Source organism: Flavobacterium sp. Flavsp81 (genome assembly GCF_059491325.1).
In genome coordinates this window covers 3,989,694-4,005,286 of the sequence record NZ_CP168505.1, presented here as the reverse complement: position 1 = coordinate 4,005,286, position 15,593 = coordinate 3,989,694, and the positions used below count along the sequence as shown (strand labels likewise).

17 protein-coding genes are annotated in these 15,593 nt (G+C 32.3%); 9 read left to right on the top strand and 8 right to left on the bottom strand.

What is annotated here, in order from left to right:
* Window positions 1-73 precede the first annotated feature (73 nt).
* Genes ACEN92_RS16865 through ACEN92_RS16835 form a run of 7 tightly spaced genes read right to left on the bottom strand, consistent with a single transcriptional unit; the run spans window position 74 to window position 5,833 of the window.
* The gene (locus ACEN92_RS16865) at window positions 74-1,741 is read right to left on the bottom strand and encodes a tetratricopeptide repeat protein (RefSeq protein ID WP_495639501.1); all 1,668 of its coding nucleotides are present in this window, start codon (window positions 1,739-1,741) and stop codon (window positions 74-76) included.
* 16 nt (window positions 1,742-1,757) lie between these two features.
* Entirely contained in the window at window positions 1,758-2,681 is a 924-nt protein-coding gene (locus tag ACEN92_RS16860; protein ID WP_495639500.1) for a PstS family phosphate ABC transporter substrate-binding protein, read from the bottom strand.
* A gap of 1 nt (window position 2,682) precedes the next feature.
* Window positions 2,683-2,913, bottom strand: coding sequence for a hypothetical protein (locus ACEN92_RS16855; protein ID WP_495639499.1), 231 nt, complete (start codon window positions 2,911-2,913; stop codon window positions 2,683-2,685).
* Window positions 2,913-3,716: an energy transducer TonB gene (locus ACEN92_RS16850; protein ID WP_495639498.1), complete on the bottom strand. Its 804-nt coding sequence runs from the start codon at window positions 3,714-3,716 to the stop codon at window positions 2,913-2,915. The genes ACEN92_RS16855 and ACEN92_RS16850 overlap by 1 nt, the downstream gene beginning before the upstream one ends.
* A 40-nt stretch (window positions 3,717-3,756) precedes the next feature.
* Window positions 3,757-4,305 (bottom strand): ExbD/TolR family protein, encoded by a 549-nt coding sequence (locus ACEN92_RS16845; protein WP_495639497.1) that lies wholly within the window; start codon window positions 4,303-4,305, stop codon window positions 3,757-3,759.
* Between the two features lie 18 nt (window positions 4,306-4,323).
* A complete protein-coding gene (locus ACEN92_RS16840; RefSeq protein ID WP_495639496.1) occupies window positions 4,324-4,950 on the bottom strand; it encodes an ExbD/TolR family protein in 627 nt (208 codons plus the stop codon).
* A 58-nt stretch (window positions 4,951-5,008) separates the two neighbouring features.
* On the bottom strand, window positions 5,009-5,833 hold the full coding sequence (locus ACEN92_RS16835; RefSeq protein WP_495639495.1) for a MotA/TolQ/ExbB proton channel family protein: 825 nt from the start codon (window positions 5,831-5,833) through the stop codon (window positions 5,009-5,011).
* Between the two features lie 379 nt (window positions 5,834-6,212).
* Between ACEN92_RS16835 and ACEN92_RS16830 the strand changes: the two genes are divergently transcribed.
* The gene (locus tag ACEN92_RS16830; protein ID WP_495639494.1) at window positions 6,213-7,730 is read left to right on the top strand and encodes a helicase HerA-like domain-containing protein; all 1,518 of its coding nucleotides are present in this window, start codon (window positions 6,213-6,215) and stop codon (window positions 7,728-7,730) included.
* Between the two features lie 86 nt (window positions 7,731-7,816).
* On the opposite strand, the gene ACEN92_RS16825 is transcribed toward ACEN92_RS16830, so the two are convergent.
* Entirely contained in the window at window positions 7,817-9,157 is a 1,341-nt protein-coding gene (locus ACEN92_RS16825; RefSeq protein ID WP_495639493.1) for an FAD-dependent oxidoreductase, read from the bottom strand.
* Window positions 9,158-9,460: 303 nt separating this feature from the next.
* Between ACEN92_RS16825 and ACEN92_RS16820 the strand changes: the two genes are divergently transcribed.
* From ACEN92_RS16820 to ACEN92_RS16785, 8 genes are all read left to right on the top strand, one after another.
* On the top strand, window positions 9,461-10,054 hold the full coding sequence (locus tag ACEN92_RS16820) for a GNAT family N-acetyltransferase (RefSeq protein WP_495639492.1): 594 nt from the start codon (window positions 9,461-9,463) through the stop codon (window positions 10,052-10,054).
* Window positions 10,055-10,130: 76 nt separating this feature from the next.
* Window positions 10,131-10,685, top strand: coding sequence for an HD domain-containing protein (locus ACEN92_RS16815; protein ID WP_495639491.1), 555 nt, complete (start codon window positions 10,131-10,133; stop codon window positions 10,683-10,685).
* A gap of 86 nt (window positions 10,686-10,771) precedes the next feature.
* Window positions 10,772-11,572, top strand: coding sequence for a helix-turn-helix domain-containing protein (locus ACEN92_RS16810; protein WP_495639490.1), 801 nt, complete (start codon window positions 10,772-10,774; stop codon window positions 11,570-11,572).
* Between the two features lie 75 nt (window positions 11,573-11,647).
* Complete coding sequence (locus tag ACEN92_RS16805) at window positions 11,648-12,184, top strand: nuclear transport factor 2 family protein (RefSeq protein ID WP_495639489.1); 537 nt, start codon at window positions 11,648-11,650, stop codon at window positions 12,182-12,184.
* 10 nt (window positions 12,185-12,194) lie between these two features.
* Window positions 12,195-12,695, top strand: a complete 501-nt coding sequence (locus ACEN92_RS16800) for a nuclear transport factor 2 family protein (RefSeq protein WP_495639488.1) — start codon at window positions 12,195-12,197, stop codon at window positions 12,693-12,695.
* Window positions 12,696-12,894: 199 nt separating this feature from the next.
* Window positions 12,895-14,343, top strand: a complete 1,449-nt coding sequence (locus ACEN92_RS16795) for a serine hydrolase (RefSeq protein WP_495639487.1) — start codon at window positions 12,895-12,897, stop codon at window positions 14,341-14,343.
* Between the two features lie 124 nt (window positions 14,344-14,467).
* On the top strand, window positions 14,468-14,884 hold the full coding sequence (locus tag ACEN92_RS16790; protein WP_495639486.1) for a DUF6157 family protein: 417 nt from the start codon (window positions 14,468-14,470) through the stop codon (window positions 14,882-14,884).
* 220 nt (window positions 14,885-15,104) lie between these two features.
* Window positions 15,105-15,557, top strand: a complete 453-nt coding sequence (locus tag ACEN92_RS16785; protein ID WP_495639485.1) for a hypothetical protein — start codon at window positions 15,105-15,107, stop codon at window positions 15,555-15,557.
* Window positions 15,558-15,593: the final 36 nt, after the last annotated feature.

Below are 15,593 nucleotides of genomic sequence, written 5' to 3'. Positions count from 1 at the left end.
TTTAAATATGGAACAAAAAAAACCGATAATCCAAAGATTATCGGTTTTATATCTATAATAATGACCTAAGATATTATTTTAATGCTTTTACAGACTGTGCTGCGTAAGTATTAGCAGGATCTAAAGCTAAAGATTTATTGAAATATTCAATTGCTTTAACTTTGTCAGTATTGGCATAACTAGCACCAATACTATTGTAAGCTTCAACTATTTTTTTAATTGTCGCAGGTTTTGCTAATTCTTCAGCACCTTTAGCAGTTGTTCTTGTAACATACTCTTGATAATTTTTTATAATCAAGTCATCTTTCTCTAATAAATTATTGATTCTTCCTTTATATAAATAGGCTTCATCATAAGTTGGAGAAGCAACCAAAACTTTATCAAAAGCAGCTTCAGCTTTAGTCAGAGCATCAACATTAGCTACGCCATTAGTTTTGTTGATATTTCCGTAGTAAAGAGAGATTCCATAATAAACATTATCATTTAAATAATTTTTTGATTCTTTATTATTTGCTGCAAGTTCATAAAGAGCAGCAGCTTGAGTATATTGTTTTTTAGAAAACAATTCTTTTCCAAAATCACCAAGATCTTCAACCGCTAAAGGCTCCATTTCAACCGCTTTTTTAATATCAGCCAAACCGCTTTCAAATGCAACAGGATCTACTACTCCTTCAACATTTGTTCCTTTTTTGATTTTAGCAAATCCTAAGTATAAATAATCTTTAGCGATTACTTTGTTTGAAGGATTTTTGATAAAATCTTCAAGCGACTTAATAGCTACGTCAAAATTTCCATTTTTATAAGCAGAATATCCTAAATATCTATAAATTCTAGGATTTACTTTATCTAACTCACTCATCTTATTTGCTTCAACCTCAAGAGCCTTATAATCCTCAACTAAAATTAAGAAATCGGCATGACGCATTCTTGAATTAAGAGAATAATCAGTTAAACTTAAATACTTCTCATAGTTTTGAATAGCTTTTTGATAATTTACTTGTCTGGTTGCAGGTTTATTTCTTGCCCATTTGTAATATGTTTCAGCAAGTTCTCTGTAAACAGGACCATAATTAGGATCTAAAGCAATTACTTCATTAAAAGATTTAATCGCTTCTTCATAAGATTTGGCACCTTTTAATAAAACTCCTAATTGCATTTTTGCTCTCAAAAGTGTTGGATCAGCAGTAAAAGCATCACGATACGCTTTGTAAGCATCATTTTGGTTATTTGCTCCATAATATGCATCGCCAATTGCTAACAGAGCAGTTGCATTTTGTGGTTCAATCGCTAAAGCACGTTTCAAGCTGGCGATAGCGCTAGTATAATCAGGATTAACAGAGTTCATGTATGCTCTCCCAATGTAAATAAACTCATCTACCTCTTTACGCTTCATATCTTTAGTTGCTAAAGCAAAATTTGCCTGAGCAGAAGCTGTATTTTTACTATCTAAATCAAGCTGACCCAGACCAATATAGTTTAAGTTTTTATTATCAGATGCCTCTAATCCCTTTGAATAATAAATTTTAGCAGAATCAGCAATAGATTGATTTAAGTAAACATTACCTAAAACAAAATTTGCTTCACCATCAGAAGGCTTCGCTTTGATGATTGATTTTAATAACGATTTCGCTTTTTCAAATTGCTCAGCATCAATTGCTTTTTTGGCTTGGTTTAGATCTTGCGCTTTTGCAACAGAAGCTGAAGCAATTAAGGCAATACTAAAAATTTTAAATTTATTCATCTTTATTGTAATTAATTTATTCTTTATCTTTTATAGTTTCATTTCTAATTTGGAGTTTCCTTCCAGGAGTCCTAACTGGCATTAATCCAGATTTTAAAACAATACGCTGACCAATATCTCCCGAAATGAATGATGCAAAGCCCATTCCTAATCCCGAATAACCCTGACAATTTATGATAAACAAATCGCGTGCCAAAGGATATTTCAGTTCAGCTATGTCGTTTTGTGTCGGACTATAATATTTATCACTATTTAGCCCTTTAACACTTAAAACATTTATGCTATGAACGACATTTTGCATTTTAGTTGAAGGCTGGGACAACCAATTCACACCAACTACACCAATCATTCCATCATTTTCAGATACAAATTTGATAACTTCATCATTTGTTTTAAATGAAAAAACACCAGTAGCAGGCATATCATTAACTTTAGCTAAATCCTTCATGTAACGTACTGTACTTGAATTTGGATTATCAAATACCAATCCTTTTATCTTAGAATTTGGTATCCCTTTCATAAAATCAATTACAGTTTTCAACGCAATTAATGTGTCATTATTGCTTTTGTTAGAAATAAAGGCAATAGCATCTGTTGCAAAAGGTGTAACTCTCGGATTTATTTTCTTTTTTTCGAATTTAGTTTTTTCCTCTTTAGTCAAATCTCTTGTAGTTATAACCACCTTCGTTTTTTGATTCAACAAGTCATTTATAAGTTCAGCCTCTGACTTAGATTTTATAGAAATTTTAACATGATCATAAGTACCTTCAAAAACAGCAATCTGATCTTCCACAATTGGCTTTACAGTTTCATCAACTGTTATTTCCAAAGATCCTTTTAAAATTGATTCTTCATTAGATTCATTTTTGTTTTTTTGGTTGCACATGGCAAATAAAAAAACAAAAACAATCAAACTGAATACCTTACTATTTTTCAACATTTTACTCAGTATTAGAATTTATTAATCTTAAAAATCGTATCCCGGAATATACTATCAGCAAAATCCCAAAAGCATATCTATACATAGGCTCCATGTTCAAGGGCAGCTTTTCCCAAAACATAATCATTAAGCCCAGCACAAGATAAATCAAAAAAAACAATATTCCTAAAACAAGAAGAAATCGCTCTTTTAGCGATTTCTTCTTAATGTTATTGATTATATTCTTCAACATTATTCTGATGCAGATTGAATTGTAATAGGTAGTGAGTAAAGTACCCTAACTTTTTTACCATTTTGCTCTCCAGGCGTCCATCTAGGACATTTTTTCAGAACACGAATTGCTTCTGCTCCTGTACCATAACCAATATCTCTTAAAACTTTAATATCGGTTAATGATCCATCTTTTTCTACAACAAAAGTAACATATACTTTACCTTTAAGTCCTTCTTCTTCTGGAGTTTTGTAGTTATTCCCTACAAATTTGTAGAATTTCTCCATTCCTCCGGGAAAATCAGGTTTCACCTCGATACCTGCAACGTTATAGATTTCGTTGGTATTTTCTTCAACTACCGCAGCAGTACCAGTACCTACCGGCTCATCAACAGTTAAAACTGCATCAGGATCTCCTTTGATAGTTTCAGAACCAATCTTTTTCTCCTTCAAATCCACAATTTTTGGTGGCTCTTCGGTAATTTCTTCTGTTTTAGCCACAACTGGTTTCACGAACTTCACCTGATCCACTTTTGGAGCTGGTGGTGGCGGTGGTGGCAAATTAGGCTCAACCTTCTTTTGCTTAGGAGGCAATTTTACCGTAGTAAGCCTAATATCATTGTCCTTTTCATCGATATCATTACTAGGCAAAAGATTAATAATAAGTGGAGCGGCAATAGCTAAGCTAAAAACAACAGAACCAATGATAAGAGCTCTTACCGTGGTTTTAGTGTTTGATTTTCTTAACTCATATGCCCCGTATATCTTATTACGCCCTTCAAATACGATATCAAGCCATTGATTTTTAATTATATCTAATTTCATTTTTCTTGATTATTAGGTTATTGACAAAAGAAGATTACTCTTATTTTTTCTCTAACAATTCTTTTTCTTTAGGTAGAAAATCATTAACAATTGCATAAGTCCCAACCCCAGTAATAGCCATCTCATCTAAAATATCAACAAGATTCTTATACTTCGATTTTGTACCTGGTTTAATGATAACAATAATTCCTTTTGTTTTATCTCCAGTATATTCAATAACTGATTTTTTACGGGATAATAACTCTTTACGAATACCATCTTTTCCGTAAGCAATATCTTTAGGACCAGCTATAGGACTATCTACCAATCCCATATAATAAATAAGTTTATTATTTTCTCCTAACATAATAGTCATGGTTCTTTTTTCATCAACCTTTATGTTTTTATTCTTAGTAGGATCATCATCTTTATCTGGCAAACCTAAACTCATAGATTGAGGTTTTGACAACGTCGTGGTCAACATAAAGAACGTGATCAATAAGAATGCCAAATCCACCATTGCCGTTAAATCGACTTTTGAATTCTGCTTTTTACTTCTTACTTTACCACCTTTTCCGCCTCCACCGTCGCCGGTATTTAATTCAGCCATTTTAGTGTATATTTATAATTAAAAGTCTTTTCCTCTCAATCCAGTAACCAGGTTAAAGGTATTGATTTTTTGATCCTGCAAGATATCCATAATCTTTTTGATTACCGGATAGTCTTGTTGAGCATCACCTTTTATTGCTATTTGCAATTCTTTATCATCAAGATCTATAGTTGCTCTTCTGGAAATCAAAAGCCAATCTTTTAATTGATTATCCAAAGAATCTAAAGGAATTCCAGGTTGATTAGCTTTACTTCTTTCCGATGCTTTCATACCAATGATCTGTTTCAAACCGGTAACAGGCACGCCAAAATCCTCCATCAAAGCAAATTTGGCTTTATCATCTTCAGTAAAATTAATTCCGTATTTTGCTCCCATTCCTTCAAGAGTCCTTTTACGAACCTCTCTCCCTTTAATGTCAAAAAATACTTTATCTTTTCCGTCTTTTCCTTTACCTACAATAATTGTAGCTAAATCTGAATCCGGTAATTTAGTCTGAACGGTTGATGCAGGCGTATCTACAGGAAGTGCTTCAGGCACCTTAGCAGTAGCGGTCAAAATAAAGAACGTAAGCAAAAGGAACGCAACATCACACATGGCAGTCATATCTGTCGATGTTGACTTTTTTTTCATTTTTATTTTAGCCATTCTCTTTTATTTTTATTTTGATATAATTAATTATAATTATTATACTATCAAAAATTAATTATTGTTTCAAACTTCCTCTGAATCTTCTGTAAGTATTTACAATAGTAGTACCAGCCTCATCGATAGAGTAAGTTAAGTCATCAATTTTAGCAGTAAAGAAGTTATAAGATACAATAGCTAAGATTGAAGTAGAGATACCTGTTGCAGTGTTGATAAGTGCTTCAGAAATACCTGTTGCAAGAGCAGCCTGGTCTGGAGTTCCGGCAGATGCTAACGCACCAAACGCTTTAATCATACCAGATACTGTTCCTAATAATCCTCCTAAAGTTCCTAATGATACTAAAGTAGAGATAATAGTCATATTTTTTTCTAACATTGGCATTTCTAATGAAGTTGCCTCTTCGATTTCTTTGTGAATTACTTCTGAAGCTTCTTCACTGTTGAAACCTTCTTTTTTAACGTCCTGATATTTAATCAAAGCAGATTTAATTGCATTTGCAACTGAACCTTGCTGTTTGTCACAAGAAGCGATTGCAGCTTCGATGTTACCTTCTTTGATACTACTTTGAACATTTTTCATAAATGCATCAAGATTAGCTTTTCCTGCAGCTTTTGAAATAACGATAAATCTTTCAATAGAAAACACAACAACCATTAAAAACATACCTAATAATACAGGTACAATAAATCCTCCTTTATAAACCTGACCTAATGTATTAAGTGGATGACCTGTTTCTGTATTTCCTCCTTCAAAGTTAGCAGGGTCCCCCATAACGTATTGCCATATTAACCAACCAACAAAAACACATGCCACAATAATGATTCCTGAAACCATTCCTCCTCCATTTGAAGTGCTTTCTTTTTTAACTTTAACGTTTGCCATTTTTTTTAATTTTAAATAGTTTTAAATAATTTTTATTTTTAGTTATATTTAACTTGTAGAGGAGCAAATTTATACGTTTAGTTTAAATAAAAAAACTTTTTTTAATTTAATTGAATGAAATTTAACTTGATTTTAAAAAAGATCTCATTAAATTGCCAGCAACATTTTTTTGATAAAACAAAAAAAAGGTTAATTTATGCAAAAATTACAACGTTTTAGTAAATATTCAAATATTCCTTTGTTATCTTCTTAAAAAGCTGCGAATTTTTTTTTTATATTATTCTTAACCAAAAAGGCATTTTTCCTATTAAAAAAAACAAACTGAAAATGTTAAAAAACAAAGCAAATCTCTTATAATCATCTAAATTACAAAATAAAAATGAGCAAAAAAGACAATTTCGTTCAGGATATAAACAATGGCTATCTTTCAAAAGGTGACAGCATAATTTTAGGAAGTGCAATTCTTGACGGAGAAGCAATAGCAGAGGCACATGTAAAAATCCCGCTGAAAACCTTAAATCGTCACGGTTTAATTGCCGGTGCAACCGGAACAGGAAAAACAAAAACAATTCAGGTTTTTTCAGAACAATTATCGAATGCCGGGGTTCCTGTTTTGATGATGGATATAAAAGGAGATTTTAGCGGTATTGCAAAAGAAGGAAAGGAAGAAGATTTTATTACCGAACGTCACAAAAAAATAAACATACCTTATAATGTAGCTGCTTTTCCGGTTGAACTGATGTCTTTATCAAAACAAAACGGAGTCCGTTTACGTGCCACTGTTTCTGAATTTGGACCTGTATTGTTTTCCAGAATTTTAGATTTGAATGATACACAAGCCAGTGTTATTTCAGTGATTTTTAAATATTGTGATGATAATAAAATGCCATTACTAGATTTAAAAGACATAAAAAAAGTCATAAATTATATTACTGAAGAAGGCAAAGACGAAATCGAAGAAAGCTACGGCAAAATATCAACTTCTACTACAGGAACGATCCTAAGAAAAATAATCGAATTGGAACAACAAGGAGCAGATTTGTTTTTTGGGGAACTATCGTTCGAAATTGATGATTTGATGCGTATTGACGAGAATGGAAAAGGTTATGTAAACATTATTCGTCTGACTGACATTCAGGACAAACCAAAATTATTTTCAACTTTTATGCTGAGTCTATTAGCCGAAATATATCAGCAAATGCCTGAAAAAGGAGATGCAGATCAACCGGAATTAGTTATTTTTATTGATGAAGCCCATTTAATTTTTAACGAAGCCAGTAAAGCGCTTTTAGAACAAATTGAAACTATTGTAAAACTGATTCGCTCAAAAGGTGTTGGAGTTTATTTTGTAACTCAAAATCCAATGGACGTTCCGAGTGGTGTTTTGGCACAATTAGGATTAAAAATTCAGCATGCGCTTAGAGCCTTTACTGCTAACGACCGACAAGCGATTAAAAAAACTGCTGACAACTATCCGACTTCTGCTTATTACAAAACCGATGAATTATTAACAAGTTTAGGAATTGGTGAAGCTTTGGTAACAGCACTTAACGAAAAAGGAGTTCCAACACCGCTTGTCGCAACAATGATGCGTGCGCCAATGAGCCGAATGGATATTTTGACTGATGACGAAATTGAAACGATTAATTCAAAATCGAAATTAGTAAAAAAATACAGTGAAGAAATTGACCGGGAAAGTGCTTATGAAATTTTAAATAAAAAAATTGAAGAAGCAAATCAGATTAATGCAGAACAAGAAGAAGAAGCTTCTGAAAAACAATCAAAATCAGAACCAAGTACCGCAAGTGTAGTTGGAAAATCGGTTTTAAAAGTCGTAACAAGTGCTACTTTTATCAGAGGTGTTTTTGGTGTTTTGACAAAAATATTCAAAAAATAGAAAACAATTACAATATCAATGTCAAAAATCAATTACAATTTAAATTGCAATTATTGAATTTTGACATTGATATTGATTTTTGATATTTATTTATTGAGCAACTCCAAAATCTTATTTTCGATTTCGGGAGTATTCCATATATTTTCAATATTATCGAGTCTTAAAATTTGCTCCATAATTCCGTTTTGAAAATCTCCAATTGCCAAAGCTTCAGCATATGGCCGATCACTAAAAGTTACACGGCTGTACAGCGGAATCCATTTATCAGGATATTTATCTGAAAATGCTTTTTCGATTTTCTTTTGCAATAAGAATTTCTCATCAGCAGTTTTTGTACTCATTTCCATGAAATTACGATACGAAAGTTCTGCAATTGCATCAGCATTTGGCTTACGTGAAATTTCATATTCCGAAAAAATCTGCTTCCAATCGTCACCATATTTTTCGATCATTTCATTCAAAACCGTAATATCTTCAAAACCTGCATTCATTCCTTGCCCATAAAACGGGACAATAGCGTGGCAGGCATCTCCAATTAACGCAATTTTATTTTCGTATGTCCATGGAAAACATTTCATCGTCACTAAAGTACTCGTTGGATTTTTAAAGAAATCTTCCGCCAGTTTTGGAATCACATCAATCGAATCCGGAAAGTTTTTTTCAAAGAAATCTTCCACCATTTTACGATCTGTAAGCGAAGCAAAAGAATTTTCACCTTCAAAAGGCATAAATAAAGTACAGGTGAAACTCCCATCCAAATTAGGAAGCGCAATCAACATGTACTCTCCCCGAGGCCAAATATGAAAAGAGTTTTTATCTAATTTATGTGATGCATCTGAATTTGCCGGAATATTCAATTCTTTATAACCCATATTCAAAAATTCCTGCGAATAATTGAACATACTCTGACGCTGCATTCTGTGTCTGATTCTCGAAAAAGCGCCATCGGCACCAAAAACCATATCAAATTTTTTCTCTTCCCACTCGCCTCTTTCGGTTTCGCCAATATGCAAAGTCGCATCACTTAGTGTCACATCCCAGATTTTTTGTTCAAAGAAAAATTCGGCTCCGGCTTCTTCGGCAAGATCAATCATTTTCCTGTTCAAAGTTCCTCTCGAAATCGAATAAATCGACTCACCTTCCTGCCCGTAATTCTGAAAATTCAGTTTATCAACTAAATGAATGGCACGTTTATCCATCGGAATAGCAATTTCACGAACCGAATCGCCAACACCAACACCATCAAGCGCTTTCCAGCCTCTGTTAGACATTGCAAGATTAATTGAACGACCGGAAAAATTTATTTTGCGAATATCAGGACTTCGATCATAAACATGAACGGTGTGACCTGCTTTTTTAAGATAAATTGCCAACAGTGATCCTACCAATCCGGAACCTACAACGGCAATTTTTAGTGAAGTTTGCATCAAGAAAAATCTAAATATAAGATCGTAAAAATAAGTAATAAATACACAACACCTTAAAAATAAAACAAATATTTACCTCTTCATATCTTTATTCATCCAGGCATGACCCGCCAAAAAAGCGGGTCGGGCTATTTGCTATATCTTTTATGGCGAACCCCGCCACAAAAGGATGCCGCTTCTATCCCTCATGCACCTCCGGTTTTCATAACAAATTCAATGTTTAATTGATTTATTAGAAATCCGAAAAAGACTACTTTCGCTTATCGTGAAAACATTTTCTACATCCAAATTAAAACAATACCAATGAAAAGCGAACTCTTACAATCTGATATCATTTTAGAAAACGAAAAAGTTTTACTAATTCCTTTTGAAAATGAAAGAAACATCGAACTCAAAGAAATCATTTTTGATGATGAAATCTGGAAATACATGGGAATGTATGTCCGAAACAACACTGACTTTAAAAATTATATCAAAAACACCATAAAACAAAAAGCTGACGGAATTTGTTATCCGTTTTTAATTATTGACAAAACAACGAATAAAGTTGCCGGAAGCACGAGATATGGATATCTAAACCATGCGAGCCAAAAATGCGAAATTGGCTGGACCTGGTACGGAAAAGATTTTCAAGGAACGGGTTTAAATAAAGCCTGTAAATTTGAATTATTAAATTTTGGCTTTGAAAACATTCAATTCAGGAGAATACAATTTAGTGCCGATCTTGAAAACGGAAAATCCCAAAGAGCTATCGAAAAACTGGGCGCTAAAAAAGAAGGAATATTTAGAAATAACTATGTTGATTCTGATGGAAAAAGTAAAGATGATGTTTATTACAGCATCATTTCTGAAGACTGGAATTCTACTAAAAAAGAATATTTTCCTGAGTTTATTTAAGATAGATTAAACTATAAAAGTTTTATCTTTAACTTCATTATTTTAGAATTGAACTATTTAAAATAAGTGTAAAAACATGTCCAAATTGCAGACTATATATCAGAATACCATAAAATTTGCAGCAGAGAAACATGCTGATCAAAATCAGGTAATTCCAGGAACTGATTTGCCTTATGTCGTTCATTTAAGCAATGTAACAATGGAAATTTTAGTTGCTTCGCAAAAAACAAAAGAATTCGACACCAAGTTTGCGATTCAGGTTGCCTTGCTACATGATATTCTGGAAGACACCGAAACAACATTTGATGAGCTTGCCGAAAAATTTGATGAAGAAATTGCTCAGGCGGTTTTAGCACTTACAAAGAATTCTGAAATCCCAAAAGAAGAAAGGATGAATGACAGTCTTGAACGTATTAAGAAATTACCAAAGGAGGTCTGGGCAGTAAAAATAGCCGATAGAATAACTAATTTACAAACTCCTCCTAAAACCTGGAGTTTAGAAAAAATAAAAGAATATCAGAGACAAGCTTCACAGATACTCAATGAATTAAGTGGCTGTAATGAATATTTAGAAAAAAGACTATCAGAAAGAATTATAAAATATTCAAAATACTGTACCTCAGAAGTATAATGCATTAATTTCATAACATGTCATTATTTCCAAAATGGCATAATACAGCTATTCCTTTGTACTTTTGATATTTTGAGCTTAAAAAAATGAAATTATATTCAGAATATTATGTAAGTGAAAAATGCGAGCGATTCGTAAATAAAATTTGGTGTCTTAACAATAGCACTGGCGAAACTTCAATTAACAATAAACTTGTTTTGCCAAATGGCTGTTTTAACCTGGCAATTGTAAGCGGAAAATCTATCGAAGTTCATACGAGTAAAAAGAAATACGAAATGAACGAAGGATTTTATTTCTGTTCGCAAATGACCAATAAAGTTTTGGTAAATATTCAGTCAAAAACTAAAGTTACCATCATTCAATTGCACGCCTGGACACTTTCGATGTTCCCGAATTATGATTTGAGCAATTTTACTGATTCTATTCTCAAAATCGATTCAAATGAATTGCCTTTTGAAATTGACTCTGGTATAAACAGCGATATTTCAGCATTATTAAATACGATAAATCACTATTTTGAAAAATTAAATACCACACATTTACAAAAAAATATAATTGAAAAAATCTGCGAAATAATTAAACTTCACGACAACGAAATTAATGTTTCGGAAATTGGAAAAAGTTTAAATGTTTCACAGCGATTATTACAGATTAAATTTAAAACTACAACCGGGCTTACGATTAAAAAATACATTCAGATTCTGAAATTCAGAAAATCGGTCGATCAAATGGTAAATGCTGATATAGAAAATCTCAGCCTGACTGATGTTGCGCTTTACAACAAATATTTTGACCAGTCACATTTTATAAAAAAGTTTAAAGACGTGACGAAAACAACTCCAAAAATGTTCAATTCCGATTTGTATTTTCTTTCAAAAAAAAGATAGATTTCGCATTTGTACAATTTTAAGGACTATGATTGAATTAATATTGCAAAATCATCAATATCAATCAATCACAAAATGGAAATCAACAAACAATCACTTTTTAGGTTAAAAATAATTTTAACCGGAATTCTGTTCTTCCAAATCCAGACTGGATTTTCTCAGGAAGAAAAAAACTCTGCATTATACAAAACTATTATTTCAAAAGACAGTTTGCTTTTTAATGTTGGCTTCAATACTTGCGATATATCTCAATTTGAAAACCTATTAAGCGACGATTTTGAGTTTTATCACGATCTGGACAGCATTTCTGACAAGACCCTCTTTTTACATAATCTAAAAAAAGGTATTTGTCTTCCGGGTAAAAATTATAAAATCAGAAGAGACTTAACACCCGGCAGTACAGAAATTTATCCGTTAACTAAAAATGGTGCTTTGTATGGTGCTTTACAAACCGGAATTCATCAATTTTTTGAAACTTCTCCGGGTCAAAAAGACAAACCTGGCAGTACAGCAAAATTTACACACGTTTGGTTATTGCAAAATGGAGTCTGGAAATTGGCAAGATCATTTAGTTACGATCATCAGCTAAAGAAGAAAACAAGTAAACGTTAAACGAAACAAAATGAATTCTAACAAGACCGTAACTATGATACCTATGGTAAATATATTAGTCCTTTTTATGTTATTTTTAAGCAGGGCAGCAACAGCTCAAACAAACAGTGAGGTTATAAAAATGAATCTTTTGAAAACTGAAATCATTAAAATGGACAGTTTACTTTTTGATGTTGCCTTTAATCAATGTGATGCAGCACTTTTCAAAAAAATAATAGCTGACGATATTGAGTTTTACGACGATCGTAACGGATTAAACCTCTCTAAAGGAAAGGAAATAAAAACTTTAGCAGAAAAATGTGCCAGACCTGATAAACTTACCCGAAAATTAAACTCCTGCAATATTGACAAATTGGGAGATTTTGGTGCTGTACAATTGGGCGAACACACTTTTCTTGTAAATGATATTCCGGTTGGAACCGGGAAATTTGTTCATATTTGGGAACGAAAAGATAATGATTGGAAACTGAAACGAATTGTGAGTTACGAACATAGAGCTATTAAAAAATAGCTCTTTTTTTACCTTAAATTCTTTGCTTTTGAAAAAATAAGAGAAAAAGCTGATTAATTTTGAAACAAAATAAAATTTCAGTCGTCTAACAAGATTAGAATACGAAAATAATAAGACATTTAATTTTGCAAATCCGTTTAACAAATTAGATTACAGATTTTTATACAGTTTCAATCATCAAATCAAAAAGCAAATACCCATGAAAAAATCAATCAAGCTAATTGCAGTATGCTTTATAGTTCACCTGTTTACCTTTACAGTTACCGCACAAGACAAGGCAGCTCAAATTGACCAGCTCTTAAGCAAATACAATGAGTATGGACAATTTAACGGATCTGCACTTGTTGCAGAACACGGAAAAGTCATTTTCAAAAAAGGGTATGGCCAGGCAAATATGGAATGGGATATCCAAAATCAGCCTGATACCAAATTTAGATTAGGCTCTGTCAGCAAACAATTTACGGCATTCTTAATTGTTAAACTGGCCGAAAAAGGAAAACTAAAATTAGATGCATCTATTACAAACTATTTACCAAATTATCCAAAAGCAACGGGAGACAAAATAACAGTTCATCACTTGCTTACACATACATCGGGAATTCCAAATTATACTTCAGCCCCCAATTTCCTGAAAGAAAAAAGCCGGGATCCTTATACGCCGGAAGAATTTGTAAAAACATTTGAAAATTTACCGCTTGAATTTACGCCAGGGGAAAAGTTTAATTACAGCAATTCGGGATATTTTTTATTAGGGTATATTATTGAAAAAGTTTCGGGTAAATCATACGAGCAATATTTACAGGAAACTATCTTAACACCTTTAAAAATGGCAAATACAGGTTATGACCATGGCGAGGTTATCTTAAAAAAGAGAGCTGCAGGTTATGAAAAACAAGGCAAAAAACTCATTAACGCTCCTTATCTTGACATGAGTATTCCGTATGCAGCCGGATCTTTATATTCAACTGTAGAAGATTTATACCTTTGGGATCAGGCACTTTATACAAATCAATTGCTTTCGTCAAAATCAATGGAATCATTATTTAAACCTTATATTAATGTTGGAAGTGCTTTTTACGGTTACGGATGGTTTATTATTGAAGCAAGAAATGGTGCCGATAAACTGAAAATTATAGAACACGGCGGAGGGATTAACGGATTTAATACTGTAATATCCCGTATTCCTGCTGATAAAAATTTAGTAGTTTTATTAAACAATACCGGAGGAACTATTTTAGATCAAATAAATGAGGGTATCAGAGCTATTTTATACGGTCAGCCTTTTGATCAGCCTAAAAAATCATTAGCATTCGAATTGTTAGATGTATTTACAGAACAAGGAGCCGCAAAGGGTGTGAATACCTATAACAAGTTAAAAAAAGATCCTGCCTACGGCATTAAAGAAGCCGACATGAATAATGTTGGATATCAGTTATTGCAAACCGGAAAAACGAAAGAATCTATAGAAGTTTTCAAAATAAATGTAGAGAATTTCCCTAAATCCGGAAATGTTTATGACAGTTTAGGAGAAGCTTATTTGAAAGACGGAAATACAAAATTGGCAATTGTGAATTACAAAAAATCCATAGAACTTGATCCGACAAATGAAAACGGAAAAAAAATATTAGCCGAAATTTCCAAAAAATAATATAACAATAATCGTTATTGAGTTAACTCCACTAACACAGATCTGAATCTGTGTTATTGGAGTTTTTATTTGAAATTATTATTTTAGCATGTATTATATTTTATCAATTTATAACTAAATTAAGATGAAAGTTCACACTACAAACTACGAAAACACTTTTATAGAAGTGGCAGAAGATTGTCCTGCTACGAGTGGTGAAATTCCAAAACAAAAAGGCGATGCAAAAACTATTGCCAATATTGAGTTTGAAATGATAAGTCAGAATCCTTATAAATATTCTTCAGATGATGTTTTATTTCAGGTTTTTGCAGACAAAAATGATTTAACTAAATCTGAATATAACGAAGCCCGTGAAAAATTCTTCTCAAAAGGTCAAGCCTGTTTGCGTGCTTCACCTTTAACCAAACGATATGGCTGGGGTATTCATAATAATGAAAACGGAAAGATCGCTCTTTTTGGAAGGGAAACTGAGGAATATCAAAAACTGTCTAAAGATAAAAACCTGAAAATCGTAAAAGCAATGCGAAGTTCAAGAAAATAGACAAAAACAAGCGAATTCTTTTTATGGAATTCTTATTCTACGAACTCCGATGATACAAATGAAAAACTGTATTATTAGAGTTTTTTTTTTGAAAGGCATTTTACAATTGAGCATTTTCAGCAAAAAATACTATTTTAGCGCCACCCAAAAAAACGATTTTATAATCCGGATCAACTCAATTTATAGCATTAAAGCTGTAAGTAATTTTGAAAAATAACCTATGAAGAATTTAAAAAAGCATTCCTTTTTAGCCTTATTACTAATTATGTTTATTCCATCACTTGGGATTTCTCAAACATATCCGAAAGTAATTCCTATGCCTACCCAACAAAATGCAATTATAATCAACAAAATCATTGAAGCTGCCAATTACAAAACATATTTTATTGATTATTGTTTAAACAGAATAAACGAAACGGCTTCAAAAGAGAAATGGAATGATCAAAAAACCATGGAAATAACAGAAACTATCAATTTTAAAAACTTCAGGGATGCCGTTTATAATATGTTTGCGTTTCATGACGAAGTAGAATTAGAAACGCTGTTAAAAGCATATCAAAAAGACAGTAGTTACCAAACTACAAATCTAATGACTACCAATAAGGCACTCAATACTAATCTGGAAATATATGCTAAAGATGTTGTTATGGGCAAATACATAATGGCTAAGTAAAAAAAGTGAGATAAAAGTTAAAAACTTTTATCTCAC

Bases quoted from the DNA above. Each gene is read 5' to 3' on its own strand.
- ACEN92_RS16795 (WP_495639487.1), top strand. From the start codon at position 12,895: ATGAAAAAATCAATCAAGCTAATTGCAGTATGCTTTATAGTTCACCTG.
- ACEN92_RS16840 (WP_495639496.1), bottom strand. From the start codon at position 4,950: ATGGCTAAAATAAAAATGAAAAAAAAGTCAACATCGACAGATATGACT.
- ACEN92_RS16790 (WP_495639486.1), top strand. From the start codon at position 14,468: ATGAAAGTTCACACTACAAACTACGAAAACACTTTTATAGAAGTGGCA.
- ACEN92_RS16805 (WP_495639489.1), top strand. From the start codon at position 11,648: ATGGAAATCAACAAACAATCACTTTTTAGGTTAAAAATAATTTTAACC.
- ACEN92_RS16825 (WP_495639493.1), bottom strand. From the start codon at position 9,157: ATGCAAACTTCACTAAAAATTGCCGTTGTAGGTTCCGGATTGGTAGGA.
- ACEN92_RS16845 (WP_495639497.1), bottom strand. From the start codon at position 4,305: ATGGCTGAATTAAATACCGGCGACGGTGGAGGCGGAAAAGGTGGTAAA.
- ACEN92_RS16850 (WP_495639498.1), bottom strand. From the start codon at position 3,716: ATGAAATTAGATATAATTAAAAATCAATGGCTTGATATCGTATTTGAA.
- ACEN92_RS16865 (WP_495639501.1), bottom strand. From the start codon at position 1,741: ATGAATAAATTTAAAATTTTTAGTATTGCCTTAATTGCTTCAGCTTCT.
- ACEN92_RS16835 (WP_495639495.1), bottom strand. From the start codon at position 5,833: ATGGCAAACGTTAAAGTTAAAAAAGAAAGCACTTCAAATGGAGGAGGA.
- ACEN92_RS16785 (WP_495639485.1), top strand. From the start codon at position 15,105: ATGAAGAATTTAAAAAAGCATTCCTTTTTAGCCTTATTACTAATTATG.
- ACEN92_RS16855 (WP_495639499.1), bottom strand. From the start codon at position 2,913: ATGTTGAAGAATATAATCAATAACATTAAGAAGAAATCGCTAAAAGAG.
- ACEN92_RS16820 (WP_495639492.1), top strand. From the start codon at position 9,461: ATGAAAAGCGAACTCTTACAATCTGATATCATTTTAGAAAACGAAAAA.
- ACEN92_RS16810 (WP_495639490.1), top strand. From the start codon at position 10,772: ATGAAATTATATTCAGAATATTATGTAAGTGAAAAATGCGAGCGATTC.
- ACEN92_RS16830 (WP_495639494.1), top strand. From the start codon at position 6,213: ATGAGCAAAAAAGACAATTTCGTTCAGGATATAAACAATGGCTATCTT.
- ACEN92_RS16860 (WP_495639500.1), bottom strand. From the start codon at position 2,681: ATGTTGAAAAATAGTAAGGTATTCAGTTTGATTGTTTTTGTTTTTTTA.
- ACEN92_RS16815 (WP_495639491.1), top strand. From the start codon at position 10,131: ATGTCCAAATTGCAGACTATATATCAGAATACCATAAAATTTGCAGCA.
- ACEN92_RS16800 (WP_495639488.1), top strand. From the start codon at position 12,195: ATGAATTCTAACAAGACCGTAACTATGATACCTATGGTAAATATATTA.